This is a genomic window from Gilliamella sp. BG3, assembly GCF_046635605.1.
Lineage (GTDB): Bacteria > Pseudomonadota > Gammaproteobacteria > Enterobacterales > Orbaceae > Gilliamella > Gilliamella bombi.
Map to the genome: position 1 here is coordinate 1 of NZ_JBIDFE010000010.1, position 16613 is coordinate 16613.

The window sequence follows — 16613 nt, forward strand, 5'->3', positions numbered from 1 at the left end:
CGTTAAACCACATAAAGCGATTTCAGGGAAAACGCCTTATGAGTTTTTAGAGGATTATTTTAACCATGAAGTGTAAAAAACTCTGCGTTTTCCTACACTTTATTTAAATGACGAATTTAAATCTAAAAGTACATCAAATTTTACATTTATCTGATTACTGAATAAGTTTATATTAAGGTTCTCTTAAGGTTTATACGTTAAATTATTAATAATTTGGGTGAATCTAGAGAGATAGCTTATGTGGCATGATTTTAATACGCAAATTTTTTTATTAATAAACGCTTCAGATCATGCATCTAAATCATTTGTCTTTTTTGCTATTTTTGTGCTAACTATTTGGTTTACCTACCTGTTATTATTATGGTAATCGGTTGGTGTATTCGGCCTATTTATAGGCAATTAATTTTAAAAATAGTATTTAGTTTAGGGTTAGCATTATTAGTTACTTTTGTTATTCGTTATTGTTTTTATTCTCCACGCCCTTTTGTGGTTGAAGTTGGTACTAATTATCTTTTTCATGACAAAACAAGTTCTTTACCGAGCCAACATGCGGTATTTGTGTGGACGATGTTTTTTGCTGTTTTTTTGATAATGCATATCGCTTTAGAACAGATCTATATTTATTGGCTTTAATTGCTGTACTTGTATGTTGGAGTCGTATATATCTAGGGATTCATTGGCCATTAGATATTATTGTCGGATTTATTTTAAGTATATTATCGGCGTATTTAATTAATAAAAATTGGATAAGTATTAACAAGTTTCTTAATAAGTATGTTCTTATTGAGCGCAATTAATAGCTTTAGATATGTAACGTGAAGTATATAATTACTGATAATTATACGATTGAGAATTCTTAGTGATTCCAACATTTATATTAAGGTAAATCATCAATGAAAATATTAATTGTTGAAGATGATAGCTTGCTACAGAAAGGTTTATACGATGGTATAACGTCAAATGGTTATGTTTGTGAAGTTGCTACAAATGGTAAACAAGCTGAAGATTATATTCAATTTGGGCAGTTTAGTTTAATTATACTCGATTTAGGATTACCTGATTGTGATGGACTTGACTTACTGATTCGCTGGCGAAAAAATCATATTTCAACGCCAGTTTTGATTTTAACTGCACGCGATACCATAGAAGATAGAGTCGATGGTTTAGATAATGGTGCCGATGATTATTTGATTAAACCTTTTGCTTTAACTGAATTATTAGCTAGAGTAAGAGCGTTAATTCGTCGAGATCAAGGTACCGCAGATAATTTTATCAGTTATGGTCCTATTAATATTGATATAAAACAACAAAAAGTGACTGTTAATAACCAAGAAGTAGTGTTAACACCAAAAGAGTTTATTGTATTATCTCGATTAATGCTAAAAGCTGGCGAAAAGGTCCACCGTGATTTATTGCAAAATGATCTTTATGATTGGCAGAGTGACCCTAGCTCAAATGTTTTGGAAGTGTATATTCACGGATTACGTAATAAATTGGGTAAAAATTTTATTCGTACAGTACGAGGTTATGGTTATCAACTTAATGATGGATGTTGATAACTCGATTAATTTAAATTAGATAATTAAATTATGATTTCAGAATCACTTAGTAATATACGCCACAGTATTCGTTGGAACCTATTTTTTACTTTGGGTTCTATCATGTTGGTTTGTCAGATTATTACTGTCCTTTGGTTATGGCATGAAAGTAAAGAACAAATAGATGTATTGGTTAATTTGACTCTAAGTCAAAATAAAATTGATGAGGTTGTTGAAGAAGAAGAATTAGAAGCGATTTTTGTTTTGTTTTGTTCAGCCTTTTCTATGATGGCAGTAACACTATTTTTAGCGTATAAAGCGATCAGGTGGATCACAAAACCGTTGGAAATTTTAGAGAAAGATCTTAATCAACGTACTGAAGAGAATCTAAAACCCATTGCGCCAATTAGCAATATGCGTGAAATTAAATCGATTACATCTGTATTGAATAATCTTTTTATTAGGCTGAGTACAACATTATCTCAAGAACGTCTTTTTACCTCCGACGTAGCGCATGAAATGAGGACACCTTTAGCAGGCATTCGTTTACATCTAGAATTGTTAGAAAATAACAATAACATTGATTGCACAGAGTTAATTGATCGTATAGATCGATTAGTCAGTACTGTAGAACAGCTATTAATGCTTGCTCGAGCTAGTCAAAAGTTTACTGTAGGACAGTATCAACATATTAATTTTTATAATGATATTATGATTCCGCTGTCTGATGAACTAACAGAATTGACTTCACAAAAACAGCAACAGCTCGAATGGTATTTGACTGATAAAGATCTTATTTTTAATGGTGATGCAACCTTAATAAGACTATTAGTACGTAATTTAGTTGAAAATAGTTATCGCTACAGTCCTGAGAACACTAAAATTGTGGTAAGCTGTTACAAAATTAAAAAAGATATCATTATTACTGTAGAAGATGAAGGTAATGGCATTGATGAGTCTAAAAGCGAAAAACTGACTCAAGCCTTTTTTCGTATGGATCGCAAGCATAATGGTATTGGGCTTGGTTTAAGTATAGTCAACCGTATTGCTAAATTACATCAAGGTCTATTTACCTTAAAAAATAGACCTAATAATGTAAAAGGTGCTATTGCACAATTGAGGATTACTGATTCACTTCGTCAACTAAACGAGTGATTAATTTGTTGTTGCTATTTTCTTTAATAATGGATGTTAAAAAACGTTGCCAAGTTCGTTCAATTTTGGCTTTAGCAAAAAAAGGAATGTAATTGGCAATAGGAATAAGAGTTGAATTACCGATATTATCGATAATAATTAAGCGACTGTTATCTGCACTTAAGTGCTGAAACAAAATATTTTTGCTTTTTATTGTCATTGTAATAATACGATCTTTTAATAGGGTTGATTTCAAATTTCTTAATGAAGTAACTAAATCATCGTAATATTGCTTAGTTAATTTTGTATCAGCGAGGTATTTTTCAAGTGGTATAGCTATTTCACCGGTATAATCTCGGATGAGTTGGAAAACATGGCCTTTGCCATAATTGGTTGAAACTGGACCGTAATATTTTGCTATTGCATCGAATGAAACATTACGTCTAATTAGATGTTTATAATAAGAAATTTCTCGATTAGTCTCATCTTCAGCACCAACATTATAATTCACTTTGATACACTTATTGGGATCATTTGGATGACGATAACATTTTCGGTGCAAACCTTTGCTAATATAATCTTCTATTGAAAGTTGAATTGTATTGTTCATTTATTTAAATATTTTGTTATTTAATGTTGATTTTAGTTTATCAGTAAGCATTCCTTCTCGCTATGATTTTTTATTTTTACTCTAGCGCTTTTATAAAATTTCTGTATAATATTGCCACCCACGTTACGACAACGTTCTTCCCAACGTTGTTTTCGGTTGTCAATATTAGTATAACCGCTCGAAGGGGTGAGTTAATTAATGGTAACAATCAAAAAGTGTAAATAAATCAAATGATTTATTAACGTGAGATTAATTAAAAATTGGATAATTACGAATGAGTACTTTTTCAGCTAAACCAGAAACAGTTAAACGCGACTGGTATGTTGTTGATGCAGCTGGTAAAACGTTAGGTCGTTTAGCTACTGAAATCGCAAGCCGTTTGCGTGGTAAACACAAAGCAGAATACACACCACATGTTGATACAGGTGATTATATTATCGTTATCAATGCAGAAAAAGTTGCTGTAACAGGCAAAAAACGCACTGATAAGATCTATTATCGTCATACTGGCTACATCGGTGGACTTAAAGAAGCGACTTTTAAAGAGATGATTGAACGTCATCCTGAACAAGTCATCGAAATTGCTGTAAAAGGCATGTTACCGAAAGGTCCTCTTGGTCGTGCAATGTACCGTAAACTAAAAGTTTATGCTGGTAGTGAGCACAATCATGCGGCACAACAACCGCAAGTACTAGATATTTAAGGGGATAAAAGATGGCTGATAATCAATATTACGGTACAGGTCGCCGCAAAAGTTCTGCTGCTCGTGTATTTATCAAACCAGGTAGTGGTAACATCGTTATTAACAAGCGCTCTTTAGAGCAATACTTTGGTCGTGATACAGCTCGTATGGTTGTTATGCAACCGTTGGAGTTAGTTGAAATGACTGATAAACTTGATCTTTATATCACTGTTAAAGGTGGTGGTATTTCAGGTCAGGCTGGTGCGATTCGTCACGGTATTACTCGTGCGTTAATGGAATATGATGAAACTTTACGTCCTGCGTTACGTCAAGCAGGTTTTGTTACTCGTGATGCACGTCAAGTTGAACGTAAAAAAGTGGGTCTACGCAAAGCTCGTCGTCGTCCTCAATTCAGCAAACGTTAGATGCGACAAGCAGCACTAAGCGCTTGATTTTTATGAAGTTTTTCGTAAAAATCAAGTGAATGAAAGGCGAAAATGAAATACTTTTCCCTTTCATTCGTAGATAAGAGCGAAGATGAAATACTCTTTCCTTATTTACATGCTTGTAAACTCCTCGAGGGAGCCTCATACTCCCGAAGGGGAGAAAATACCGAAAGCGTTAAATAGTTAACCTTTCGACCCGTGTGCAAGAGGGGACATATTCATGTAAGCCTTTTGTAAGGATAATCCTTACCAGTCCAGAGTTGAACTATATACAACTACATGATGAGCCGAAGATATAGCTGACATCAAAACTTCGCCATGAAGAAAACTGGAGCCCTTTGAGAGTTTACACTCTCCAGTCATAGTTGAACTACATACAACTACAAGGCGAGCAATTATATACGATTGCCGACGTCTCTTATTAACTAATAATTTACTACTTAATGGGTAAAAGATTTACCGTTAAATTAGTGATTAACAAAGACTAGAATATTTCGATGAATCGACAGAAATGTAGATGAAGTTGAAAGACAAAGGTCGAATTAACTATTATTAGTAAGATATCAGGTGTAAAAACCTATTTCACTTGAGTTGTTAAACAAGCAGTGCTTAAGCTATTATTATCATTGTTGAATTAATTATAACTATAGGAAATGAGCATAATTAATAGTCAACCTGTTATATGGCTAACAGTAGTCTAGGGATAGTGCGAGACTGGCAACGGTCTGGTGCGGAGCTTCCTGACAATGTACCCCCTTGAGGAATAGCAAGGTTAATGATTATCGTGAGGTAACATTAAGTAATGGCAAGTAGTATGCCATGAGGGGCTAGACTGGGTAGAAAGATGAACGTAAAGTGAATAGATGAAAACGTCGTAATGCTGGAAAAGCCAAAACTACTGATAGGCTTTGACCAAAAGGTAATATAGTCGGATATTCTCGTCTAGCGTGGGAATACGCCATCAATAAGACTATCGGCGAACAGTCTACATCTTAACTACTCGTGTGATAATAATGGAACTTGGTAAGCCTGTACGTTTGCCGTCCACAATTCAGCAATCGTATTATATAAAGCGCAAAGATTGGGGTCGGCAGGCAAAGCGTAAGTGATGCTGTTAAGCGTGCAGGTAAGGGAGGTTAGAGAAAGCGAATGATTGGCTGTAATGGCTGATATAGGGTATGAAACATGACCTAACTCGAAAGGGTGCAGACTTCTAACTGGTCTTTCGTCGCAAAATGTTAGGCTAATCCTTTGGTGGGTAATTTCTAATGGAATTATTTTAGGCGAGGGGAGAGCTGGCGAGTGTCTAACAGTTTAAAATGAATTATTGGGAAGAATAATTCATCTGTTAAAACATCCGCCAAGCTCAAAACTCAATCATTAACCGTGTTACAGAGCGGTAGAGTTATTTGATATGCTGAATAACCGCCACATGTAACGTGGTAGTTCTTTTGGCGGTTATTCACATAGTATCAAGTAATTTCTGCTACTTCTTGTATCAAGAGGTAAGTATGAAAGAGCACACTAAGTTTAATGCAAAAATTAAACAGAGTCCAGCTCCAGCGACCTCTGACATGGCGAGGCAATGGCACAATATCGATTGGGTCAAAGCAACAAGGCATGTTAAAGGATTGCAGAGTCGGATTGCGAAAGCGACACTTGAAAATGATTGGCGCAAGGTTAAACGCTTGCAAAGATTATTGACACGCTCAACTTATGCTAAGCAATTAGCGGTAAGGCGAGTGACTGAAAATAGAGGTAAAAGGACGGCAGGTGTTGATAAGGTAACTTGGAGCACCGCTGAGGCAAAATGGAAAGCGACTGCAACGCTCACAAACAAGGGATATAAACCGCAACCATTAAGGCGGGTCTATATTCCTAAGTCTGACGGGAAGAAACGCCCTTTGGGTATTCCGACCATAAAAGACAGGGCAATGCAAGCACTCTATCTATTTGCCCTACAGCCTGTTTCGGAGACAACGGCGGATAAAGGCTCGTATGGGTTTCGCATTAACCGCTCAACGGCAGATGCGATAACCCATATACATCGAATATTCTCACACAAGGGGCGGAAAACTAACCAACCTGCGCAGTGGGTATTAGATGCAGATATCAAGGGCTGTTTTGACCACATTAGCCATGATTGGTTAATAGCGAATATTCCAATTAATAAGCGGATATTAGCGAAGTGGTTAAAATCGGGTGTCGTTGACATGGGGCAGGTGAAGATGACTGAGGCGGGCACACCGCAAGGTGGGATTATCTCGCCAACGCTAGCCAACATGGCGTTAGACGGATTGGAGAAAGAGCTAGCTAATCACTTTGGTGAGAAAGCGAGCAGGAAAATCAGGCAACATAAAACGTACATGGTTAGGTATGCGGATGACTTTATTATTTCAGGGATTTCAAAAGAATTACTGGAAGAAAAGGTCATTCCTGTAGTGGAGGAATTTCTCAAAGAGAGAGGACTAACACTATCAGAGAAGAAAACAAAAGTAGTGCATATCAGGCAGGGTTTTGACTTTTTAGGTTGGAACGTAAGACAGTTTAACGACAAGCTTATCATCAAGCCGAGTAAAAAGAATGGGGAGGCATTCTATAGCAAGGTGAGAGATAAGATTAAAAAATTAAGCATGGTTAAACAAGAAGACTTAATAAAGGTATTAAATCCAATGATAAGGGGATGGGCTAACTATCACCGAAGTCAGGCAGCCAGTCAAGCTTATGGGCGAATGGATGCATTAATATGGCGCGCGCTTTGGAATTGGAGCAAAAGAAGACATAGTAAAAAGGGTAAACGTTGGGTTAAAGAGAAATACTTTAAAACGACGGCAACTCGGAAATGGAACTTTGGCACGATGATAAAAGACCGCCAGGGTATGGATAAATGGGTTGAATTATTGCAATGTAGCAAGACGGCAATCAAACGACATATTAAGGTAAAATCGGATTACAATCCATTTTTACCAGAATGGGAATTATACGGGGAAACATTACACCAGAAACGGATGTATGAGGAATTCTCACACAGACACAAATGGCAAATGCTGTATAAGGAACAAAAAGGTCGTTGTGGTTTATGTCAACTCCCAATCACAAAAGAGACGGGGTGGCATGACCATCATATTATCTACAAAATGCACGGAGGGGCGGATACGCTCAAAAATAGGGTGTTACTACATCCTATTTGCCACAAAAAAGTCCATGCACTGAAATTGGAGGTAGTGAAACTGGCTTACTAAAGTCAATTGAAAGGCTTGAGCTGTATGCGGAGAAATTTGCTCGTACAGTTCTTAGGGGAGGGCACAACAGTAATGTTGTGTCCTTACCCGACCGGCAGTATTACAAAAACGTTACAATTTTGTTTCAATTTTGTTTCAAAACCCAGCGAATGCTGGGTTTTTTTATGCTGATTTGGTTAATTAAAAAGCTAAACTACGTAGGTTAAATATTTTTAAGAATTAAGATTATTTAGGAAATAAATATTATTTAATATTATTAGGTTAACTAATTTAATAAATCCTATACTTAAGCACATGTTTTATGAAACTGCTTGTCAAAATTAGGGCTTGAGGAAAAGAATTAAAGAAAATTTATTTTTTTTTAACAATTTTGTTATCCAATTTGTTAGAATAGACGGCAACTAGACTTATTTTAATTTTATAAATTTGGAGTGAATATGGTTGTTGCTGTTAATAAACGTTCTGTAATGACATTATTTTGTGATACAACAGATATTTACGGGCATCAGATTCGTTTTGTTCTGGCAGAAAAAGGGGTAACTGCGGAAATAGAGTTTGTAACGGCAGATAATTTACCACAGGAATTATTGGATCTTAATCCATATAGTTCAATTCCAACTTTAATTGATCGTGACCTTACGTTATATGAACCACATATTGCGTTAGAATATTTGGATGAACGCTTTCCACATCCACCATTGATGCCTGTTTATCCTATCGTTCGCGCTAATTCACGATTAACAATGTACCGTATTAAAAAAGAGTGGTATAGTGCATACGAAACAATTATTGCTGATCCTAATAGTGATGCTGCTAAAACAGCACGAAAAAATCTTCTTGATGATCTTGTTTCGATTTCGGTTATGTTTAAAGAAAAAGATTATTTTATGAGTGATGATTTTACATTATGCGATTGTTACTTTGCGCCGTTACTTTGGCGTTTACCATTGCTTAGTATTGAATTACCAAAAGTAGCTGAAAAGAGTTATTTAGCTTATATGGCGAGAGTTTTTGAACGCCCTGCTTTTATTAATTCATTAACTGAAGCAGAAAAAAAGATAAGATCATAAACAATTAAATTTATCTTTATTTACGATAATTTTAGCCAAGGTAGCCTTGATGGAACTTGAACAAATGACGCCACGTCGCCCTTATCTATTTAGGGCTTTTTATGACTGGATTTTGGATAATGATTTAACACCTTACATTGTGGTTAATACTTCTGTATATGGAGTATTAGTGCCGCAGGAATTTATCCAAAACAATCAAATTGTACTAAATATTGCCCCACAATCAGTTGGTCAATATTTGGCTACTAATGAACAAATTGAATTTAATGCTCGCTTTTCTGGTGTGCCACAACATATTGTGGTACCAATGGCTGCGATTGAGGCAATTTATGCTCGTGAAAATGGCGTGGGTATGGGATTTGAAGATGAACCACAATATAGTATACAGAGTGTATCTTTGTCCTCACAACCTAAACAATCTAAATCAAAACCTAATCCATTTCGTGTTGTAAAATAATTTGTCATATTGTTGATTAACGGTGATTCGCTATGATGTATGAAGTAGATTTATCGTTGATTATGTTAAAAATAGCGAAAAAATAGTAGATGAATGAGTAATGAAATCGAATTAAAGTTTGAAATTAATACTAGTGATATTGCTAATTTAAGATATTTTCTAGATCAATGGGCTGATAGCGACGAAGTTGAATTTTTAACGATATCACCAGCAAAAAACAGTTCTACAAAACTCAATTTGACTAGTACCTATTATGACACAAGCGATTATTACCTACGTAATAATCAGTGTGGATTGCGAGTAAGGGAATGCGAAAGTGATCACGAAAAAGAGTTTGAAATCACCTTAAAGCGAGATAGCAAGTCTGTGTCTGGATTACATGAGCGTGCTGAATTTAATGTTGACTTACCTAATTCAGAACCCAATTTAGCTGTATTACCACATATGGCATTACCCTATAATTGCGATATTGAGCGGTTACAACGAGATTTATTACCATTGTTCAGTACTGATTTCAAAAGGCAAACTTGGTTAATTTCTTTTGCGAGTAGCGAAATTGAGGTAGCACTAGACCAAGGGGAAATTAAGTCAAACAAAAAAGTTAAAATCATTCAAGAAGTCGAATTAGAACTCAAACAAGGTAATAAACAAGACCTGTTTAATTTTGCTCTTGAATTAAGCCGTTTCCATTTGCATCTTTTTTCACAAAGTAAAGCTGCTAGGGGCTATTGTTTACTGAAAAATACATCACTTAAAACTTGTCAATTTGATTTTCAAGCCCATCAAGATCTAGCAAGCCTGTTAAGATTTTGGCAACAAAATGAAGAATATGCATTAGAAGTTAATGATTTAGAGTTATATAAACAAACACTAAACCAAATAAATTATATTCTAATAGATAAAAATCTTCCTTTTGAGCCTGAATTTACACAATGGCAAATGGCATTATTGACTATTAACTCTGTAAAAGAATTTGCTTTTAGTGAGATTAATACAAAGTTCAGGCTTATGTTGATCGCAAATATGACTATTAATCAATGAAATAAAAAGTAAAATAATGAAGCTTTCTTTTTTTAAATTACCGTTCTTGTTTTTGCTGTTTTATGGGGTGCTAGATAGCGCTTTTTTAGTTGGACGAGAACTTCTTGTTGAGAATATGGTTTTTAGCTATGCAAAGGTTAACCCATATATTTGGGACGATTCTTTTTTATCATTAATTATTCATATAGTTTTGCCTAATACTTTTAATCAGTTAGCAAATCTGGTTTTAATTTTTATTACTTCAGCCATAATCTTGCATAAGAATTCGGTCTATCGAGTCAATAAAAAGAATCTGCTTTGTGTGTTTTTAATTGTTTTTTTTATAATAATAGGTATCAATGGTTATCAGGTGATATTTGAGCGACAGGTTCTTGGATTTTTATATTATGCTATAGTGCCATATTATTTTACTTATATAGAAAGCCTCTATATAGGCATATTTAGATTAGCTTGTTATATTTGGATAATAATGGCGATTTATTTAGGGATAAAACTACTGCGAACAGCTTTCGTAACAGAGTCAGATATGATTGTATTATCCTCGGACAATAGTCAAAAAACTCATTTATCTTTATTTATTCTATTATTTAATTTCTATTATCTATCTATTGTCTTATTTTGCTTAAATTTCTTTTTTGTTCCTAAAGATCCTCTGGATTCTATAGGTCCCCTTGAATACCATATTAGAACTATTATTTTTTATTCAGTTTTTTTATTGATTGTAAATACGATTGGTTATTTTGTTTTGCGAAAACAATTTAAAACTGTTTATGATAATTTACAGGTGAAGTCATTAATTTCAAGTTCTGTCATTGCTTTTGTGTTAACATCGTTGGCAGCAATAATTGTTTTATTTTTCAATATATATTGTCTGAAATGGTTTGATGAGGTTGCAGATTCATTAACAGACAGCGAAATAATGGTTATTGTTATAACAGATATTATATTATTTCTTCTTATTTTATGTGCAATAGGTTCGGTAGTTGTTAGTAAAACAGCAAAAGCATTTTTTGGAAAAGAAGTTAATTTATCCAGTTTTGTTGAGTCAAAGTCAGAATAAAATTTGTACAAATTAGTTTATTGGTAACATTTTTACATTAATTATAATAGGCATTGTTCTATAATAGACAAGGTTGCCTTATATTAATTGCAAGAATTGTTGCCTGAAATTTTTACTTTTTTCGGTATGATATTTTTTTATCTATACAACAATATAATGACGGTTTTTATTAGGATATATGGTTATATATAGCTCCAGTAAAGGTCTTTTTACTCCAAAAAGACTTTGCACCTATGGTAATATAAAATAAAGGGTTTAAAGAAGTTGTATATTCTTTATGAATCATTCCTAAAAACAATACTCAATTAAAAATCATCTCATCATTTTCGACACTTTTTTATTTTGTATATAAAATACTATATAACTTACAAAAGTTACTTATAATATATTCTTATTTTGCTGATATTATTTTGTGAAGAAATTTCTAAGAGAGCTTGCTTATGTCAGAATTTAACCTTCCAGTTTCTTCTTTGTTTGAACAACAAAAGCAAAAAGTTGCCTCTCAACTTAAACAATGTCAATCAAACGAAATACAAGCTAATCTAGATATTTTAGTGCGAAGTAATTTTTTGGTAGATGCATTTTATCGATTTCCTAACTGGCTAACAGAAATCAGCCAAAATCCCCCACAGGCAGATGAAAGACAGTATTACCAAACTTGGTTAAATGAAAAATTAATAGCAGTTTCAGATGAAACTGAATTCATGAAGATTTTAAGGCAATTTCGTCGTTATATTTTAGTCCGGTTAGCATGGTCTCAACTAGTTCATATCAGTAATGATGAGCAGATTTTATTACAATTAAGTGAACTAGCTGAGGTGATAATTGTTACAGCTCGTAATTGGCTTTATGAGCTTAGTTGCAAAGAGTGGGGGACACCTTACAATGCTCAAGGTCAGACGCAGCCACTGCTGATTTTAGGTATGGGAAAATTAGGTGGTGGAGAACTTAATTTCTCGTCCGATATTGATTTGATTTTTACCTATCCCGAACATGGACAAACACAAGGAGGGCGGAGAGAGTTAGATAATGCTGTATTCTTTACACGTTTGGGACAACGTTTGATCAAAGCGTTAGACCAAATTACAGAAGATGGATTTGTTTATCGCGTTGATATGCGCTTGCGGCCACTTGGTGATGGTGGACCTTTGGTGCTGAGTTTTTCTGCTATGGAAGATTACTATCAAGAACAAGGGCGCGATTGGGAACGTTATGCAATGGTTAAAGCTAAAGTGCTTGGTGATCAACAATCTCCTTATGTCAGTGAGCTTTATCAAATGTTAAAACCATTTGTTTATCGTCGCTATATTGATTTTAGTGTTTTACAATCATTGCGTAATATGAAAAGCATGATTGAACGTGAAGTGCGTCGTCGTGGTTTAAAAAATAACATTAAGCTTGGTGCTGGTGGGATTCGTGAAATAGAGTTTATTGTACAAGTTTTTCAGCTTATTCGTGGTGGAAGAGTAGTGGGGTTGCAAACTCGTTCGCTATTAAATGCGCTTGATGTGATTGAACAAGAATCGCTACTTGCATCGAATGAAGTATCGTTATTACGAGAAAATTACCTATTTTTACGCCGTTGTGAAAATCTTCTACAAGCTATTGCTGACGAACAGACCCAAACCTTGCCAAATAATGCACTGGATCAAGCTCGTTTAGCGATAAGCATGGGCTTTAATCATTGGCATGATTTTGAACAAGCGTTATTAGTGCGGATGCAACATAACCGCCAAATTTTTAATGAACTTATTGGCGAAAACGAATCAGAATCTACCTCAACGACTAAGCCTTATAACGATCAATTTGACGATCTTTGGGTGCCTGATCTTCAAATAAGCGATGTTAGTGCAATATTACCTACCTATTCAGAAACAGAAGTTACGCAGATCTACCAAATGCTAGTGCAATTTCGTGATGATATAGGTAAACGTACCATTGGCGTACGGGGGCGTGAAATCCTCGATCAGTTAATGCCACGTTTGTTAGAAGCTGTCTGTAGCGAAAAGCAAGCAACAATGGTGCTATCAAGGATTTTGCCGTTACTTGTTAATATTGTTAGTCGTACCACTTATTTAGAACTGTTACTTGAATATCCAACTGCTTTGAAGCAATTGATTCGCTTATGTAGTGCTTCACCAATGATTAGCGATCAGCTGGCTCATTACCCTATATTATTAGATGAGCTTATTGATATCAATTCGCTTTATCAGACTGTTGCTCCAAATGAATATAAAAGCCAGCTTTATCAATATTTATTACGTATTGAAGTTGATGACGAAGAACAACAACTTGAAGCTTTACGTCAATTTAAACAGATGCAATTGTTGCATATAGCTGCTTGCGATGTTGAGCATGTATTAACTACCATGAAGGTCAGTGATCACCTAACTTATGCGGCTGAATCATTATTAGATTTTGTCATACAAATGGCTTGGAATCAAATGGTTACTCGCTATGGCAAGCCTGAGCATTTGGCTGATAATCATAAAGGCTTGGTGGTAATCGGCTATGGTAAATTAGGCGGTTGGGAACTGGGTTATGGTTCGGATCTCGATTTGGTTTTTTTACATGATTGTCCAGTTAATAGTATAACTAACGGCAATAAGCAGATAGATAGTCGTCAATTCTATTTGCGTTTAGTTCAGCGAATTATTCATCTATTTAATGTTCGTACTAGTTTTGGGATTTTATATGAAGTTGATGTAAGGCTTCGCCCTCAGGGTGATGCAGGATTGCTTGCTTGTAGTTTAGATTCGTTCGAAGATTACCAAATGAATGAAGCTTGGACTTGGGAGCATCAAGCATTAGTCAGAGCAAGAGCTATATATGGAGAAGGTGAATTAATAAAACGTTTTAACCAAATTCGTCATAATGTACTTTGTAAAAAGCGTGATGAAGTTGTATTAAAAAAAGAAGTGCGTGAAATGCGTGAAAAAATGAGAGTACATCTAGGTAGCACTCAAAACAATTTATTTAACTTAAAAATTGATGAAGGAGGAATAGGAGATATTGAGTTTATATCGCAATATCTTGTGCTTAATTATGCTAATAAATATCCTAAAATGACAAAGTGGAGCGATAATGTTCGGATTTTAGAACTTGCGACAAATTATCAAATAATGGATAGCCAAGAAGCAGAGCAGCTAACACAAGCCTATATCGATATGCGCAACAAAATTCATAGATTAGCATTGCAATTACAATCTAGCACGGTTAATAGTTCGCAATTTGTGCAAGAAAAACAAATAGTCAACCAATGCTGGCTAAAATGGTTAACATAATAAATTGGCTTTTTATTTTAATGTTTGGTTTAACTTTATTGTGGATTTAAAATTTCTAGGAAATGTAAAAATCAATGCCACATTAATGGCATTGATGAAAAAGTTAAAGTATATGTATATTAAGCCACTATTTTGCTTCCTTCCATAAAATCATATCTTGTTTTTCAAGTTCTGAAGCATCAAAACCGATGGTTGTTGCCATATCTTCGCGGTCAAAAGCAATATCGCCACCATTAACAGAAAGATCACCTTTTTTAATCCCTTTAAAATCAAACAAATTGGTATCACACAGATGGGATAGGGTGATGTTTTGTGTTGCTCGGAACATGGTTTCAATGCGTCCGGGGAACTTTTTATCCCATTCATTGAGCATTTCTTTAATTACTTGCCTTTGTAAGTTGGGTTGTGAGCCACAAAGATTACAAGGAATAATCGGAAATTGTTTAATTTCAGCGTATCTGGCGATATCTTTTTCTTTGCAATAAGCTAGTGGTCGGATAATGATATGTTCACCTGAATCATTCATTAGCTTTGGCGGCATTGCTTTGAGTTTGCCACCATAAAACATATTTAAAAATAGCGTTTCTAAAATATCATCTCGATGATGGCCAAGGGCAATTTTTGTTGCACCAAGTTCGGTTGCTGTGCGATATAAAATGCCACGACGTAGCCGTGAACAAAGCGAGCAAGTTGTTTTACCTTCAGGGATTTTATCCTTGACAATACCGTAGGTGTTTTCTTGCACGATTTTATATTCAATGCCTAACGAATTTAAATATTCAGGCAATACATGTTCAGGAAATCCTGGTTGTTTTTGATCTAAGTTAACTGCTATTAGATCAAAATGTACTGGTGCACTGATTTTTAAGTTGATAAGAATATCAAGCAAAGTATAACTATCTTTACCGCCTGATAAGCAAACCATAATACGATCGCCTTCTTCGATCATATTAAAGTCAGCGATTGCTTCGCCAGTTAAGCGACGCAATCGTTTATGTAGTTTATTTTGATTATATATATTCATTACGATTTTATTGGTTATTCGGCACGGCTCATGTAACGGCGTTCAGCAATATGAATTTTAACTCTTTCATGGTTATCAATATATTCTGGAACCTGAATTACAAGCCCAGTCGATAAAGTAGCTGGTTTAGTTCGCGCACTAGCTGAAGCTCCTTTAATACTTGGCGAGGTTTCAACAATATCAAGTTCAACAGTCTGTGGCAATTCCAAGGCAAGAACTTCACCATCAGCCATTAGCACTTGAATACCATTCATACCGCCTTCAGGGATAAACAATAATTCATCTTCAATTTGCTCTTTTTTGAAGATATAAGGGGTATAATCCTCATTATCCATAAATACATATTCATCACCATCAATATACGAAAAACTAACAGGTCGACGGGATAGTTCAATTGTTTCGAGGATATCATCACCTTTAAAACGTTCTTCAACTTTTCCACCATTTTTTACATCGGTAAAACGCATTTTATAAAGTGTACTGGCACCCCGTGCACTTGGACTTTGAACATCAATATCTTTAACAAGTAATAATTTACCATTATAGGTGACTGCATCACCACGTTTTATTTCATTTGCTTTAGCCATAATATTTATTCTTCACGATTAAAAAAAGTTAAAAAATTAGCTCGCTATTTTACCGCTAACTTGCTATTGTCACCATCAAAATTTATTGAATAGGCGTGTAAAATAAAGAAAACACTATGACAGATTCATTCCAATGTCGAAAAAACTGCGGTGCCTGTTGTATTGCTCCTTCAATTTCATCAGCCATCCCATGTATGCCTAAGGGTAAACCAGCTGGTATTGCTTGTCTTCATTTAGATAACAATTATCAATGTAAATTGTTCTTGCACCCATCGAGACCGAAAGTTTGTGGTCGATTAAAACCTTGTATCGAAATGTGTGGTAATAGCCGTTCGCAAGCACTGAATTATTTAACTCAATTAGAACAGCTAACTAAAGGTTAAGTATTGTATATATTTAACAAAACAGTTCGATTATTAGAATTATTTATCTCGCCAT

The 16613-nt window shown here is 34.8% G+C and carries 17 protein-coding genes; 13 read left to right on the forward strand and 4 right to left on the reverse strand.

The annotated features are described in order from the left end of the window. Positions 1 to 360 precede the first annotated feature (360 nt). From ACGH6S_RS05990 to pmrB, 4 genes are all read left to right on the forward strand, one after another. The gene (locus ACGH6S_RS05990) at positions 361 to 633 is read left to right on the forward strand and encodes a phosphatase PAP2 family protein (protein ID WP_238786395.1); all 273 of its coding nucleotides are present in this window, start codon (positions 361 to 363) and stop codon (positions 631 to 633) included. Beyond that, positions 561 to 797 (forward strand): phosphatase PAP2 family protein, encoded by a 237-nt coding sequence (locus ACGH6S_RS05995; RefSeq protein ID WP_363319033.1) that lies wholly within the window; start codon positions 561 to 563, stop codon positions 795 to 797. Before ACGH6S_RS05990 ends, ACGH6S_RS05995 begins: the two co-directional genes overlap by 73 nt. A 96-nt stretch (positions 798 to 893) precedes the next feature. Further along, complete coding sequence (gene pmrA, locus ACGH6S_RS06000; protein WP_174798531.1) at positions 894 to 1556, forward strand: two-component system response regulator PmrA; 663 nt, start codon at positions 894 to 896, stop codon at positions 1554 to 1556. Positions 1557 to 1589: 33 nt separating this feature from the next. Further along, positions 1590 to 2693: a two-component system sensor histidine kinase PmrB gene (gene pmrB / locus ACGH6S_RS06005; RefSeq protein WP_174798530.1), complete on the forward strand. Its 1104-nt coding sequence runs from the start codon at positions 1590 to 1592 to the stop codon at positions 2691 to 2693. Here the strand turns inward: pmrB and ACGH6S_RS06010 are convergent. After that, positions 2662 to 3282 carry a YrbL family protein gene (locus tag ACGH6S_RS06010; protein ID WP_085165835.1) on the reverse strand — a complete coding sequence of 207 codons (621 nt, stop codon included), beginning with the start codon at positions 3280 to 3282 and terminating at the stop codon, positions 2662 to 2664. The two genes, pmrB and ACGH6S_RS06010, sit on opposite strands and share 32 nt — an antisense overlap. A gap of 274 nt (positions 3283 to 3556) precedes the next feature. Here ACGH6S_RS06010 and rplM point away from each other — a divergent pair, with 274 nt between their 5' ends. Then, positions 3557 to 3985 (forward strand): 50S ribosomal protein L13, encoded by a 429-nt coding sequence (rplM, locus tag ACGH6S_RS06015; RefSeq protein ID WP_034901369.1) that lies wholly within the window; start codon positions 3557 to 3559, stop codon positions 3983 to 3985. An 11-nt stretch (positions 3986 to 3996) separates the two neighbouring features. Next, positions 3997 to 4389 carry a 30S ribosomal protein S9 gene (gene rpsI / locus ACGH6S_RS06020; protein WP_174798529.1) on the forward strand — a complete coding sequence of 131 codons (393 nt, stop codon included), beginning with the start codon at positions 3997 to 3999 and terminating at the stop codon, positions 4387 to 4389. Between the two features lie 848 nt (positions 4390 to 5237). On the opposite strand, the gene ACGH6S_RS06025 is transcribed toward rpsI, so the two are convergent. Further along, entirely contained in the window at positions 5238 to 5372 is a 135-nt protein-coding gene (locus ACGH6S_RS06025; RefSeq protein WP_255456969.1) for a hypothetical protein, read from the reverse strand. A gap of 549 nt (positions 5373 to 5921) precedes the next feature. On the opposite strand from ACGH6S_RS06025, the gene ltrA reads away from it, so the two are divergent. The 6 genes from ltrA (at position 5922) to glnE (ending at position 14564) form a co-directional block, all read left to right on the forward strand. Next, a complete protein-coding gene (gene ltrA / locus ACGH6S_RS06030; RefSeq protein ID WP_411578501.1) occupies positions 5922 to 7652 on the forward strand; it encodes a group II intron reverse transcriptase/maturase in 1731 nt (576 codons plus the stop codon). 437 nt (positions 7653 to 8089) lie between these two features. Further along, positions 8090 to 8722, forward strand: a complete 633-nt coding sequence (locus ACGH6S_RS06035; protein WP_065589152.1) for a glutathione S-transferase N-terminal domain-containing protein — start codon at positions 8090 to 8092, stop codon at positions 8720 to 8722. Positions 8723 to 8771: 49 nt separating this feature from the next. Next, a complete protein-coding gene (locus ACGH6S_RS06040) occupies positions 8772 to 9179 on the forward strand; it encodes a ClpXP protease specificity-enhancing factor (protein WP_174798527.1) in 408 nt (135 codons plus the stop codon). A gap of 93 nt (positions 9180 to 9272) precedes the next feature. Beyond that, complete coding sequence (locus ACGH6S_RS06045; protein WP_174798526.1) at positions 9273 to 10220, forward strand: inorganic triphosphatase; 948 nt, start codon at positions 9273 to 9275, stop codon at positions 10218 to 10220. 16 nt (positions 10221 to 10236) lie between these two features. Further along, positions 10237 to 11280: a hypothetical protein gene (locus ACGH6S_RS06050; protein ID WP_174798525.1), complete on the forward strand. Its 1044-nt coding sequence runs from the start codon at positions 10237 to 10239 to the stop codon at positions 11278 to 11280. A 440-nt stretch (positions 11281 to 11720) separates the two neighbouring features. Continuing rightward, positions 11721 to 14564, forward strand: coding sequence for a bifunctional [glutamate--ammonia ligase]-adenylyl-L-tyrosine phosphorylase/[glutamate--ammonia-ligase] adenylyltransferase (glnE, locus tag ACGH6S_RS06055; protein WP_411578500.1), 2844 nt, complete (start codon positions 11721 to 11723; stop codon positions 14562 to 14564). Positions 14565 to 14691: 127 nt separating this feature from the next. Here the strand turns inward: glnE and ttcA are convergent, their stop codons facing one another. Both ttcA and yeiP read right to left on the reverse strand, forming a co-directional pair. Next, positions 14692 to 15588 (reverse strand): tRNA 2-thiocytidine(32) synthetase TtcA, encoded by an 897-nt coding sequence (gene ttcA / locus ACGH6S_RS06060; protein WP_174798495.1) that lies wholly within the window; start codon positions 15586 to 15588, stop codon positions 14692 to 14694. A gap of 14 nt (positions 15589 to 15602) precedes the next feature. Beyond that, the gene (gene yeiP / locus ACGH6S_RS06065; RefSeq protein ID WP_065574609.1) at positions 15603 to 16175 is read right to left on the reverse strand and encodes an elongation factor P-like protein YeiP; all 573 of its coding nucleotides are present in this window, start codon (positions 16173 to 16175) and stop codon (positions 15603 to 15605) included. Between the two features lie 116 nt (positions 16176 to 16291). Between yeiP and ACGH6S_RS06070 the strand changes: the two genes are divergently transcribed. Next, positions 16292 to 16558 (forward strand): YkgJ family cysteine cluster protein, encoded by a 267-nt coding sequence (locus ACGH6S_RS06070; protein ID WP_174798494.1) that lies wholly within the window; start codon positions 16292 to 16294, stop codon positions 16556 to 16558. The last annotated feature ends 55 nt before the right edge of the window (positions 16559 to 16613 follow it).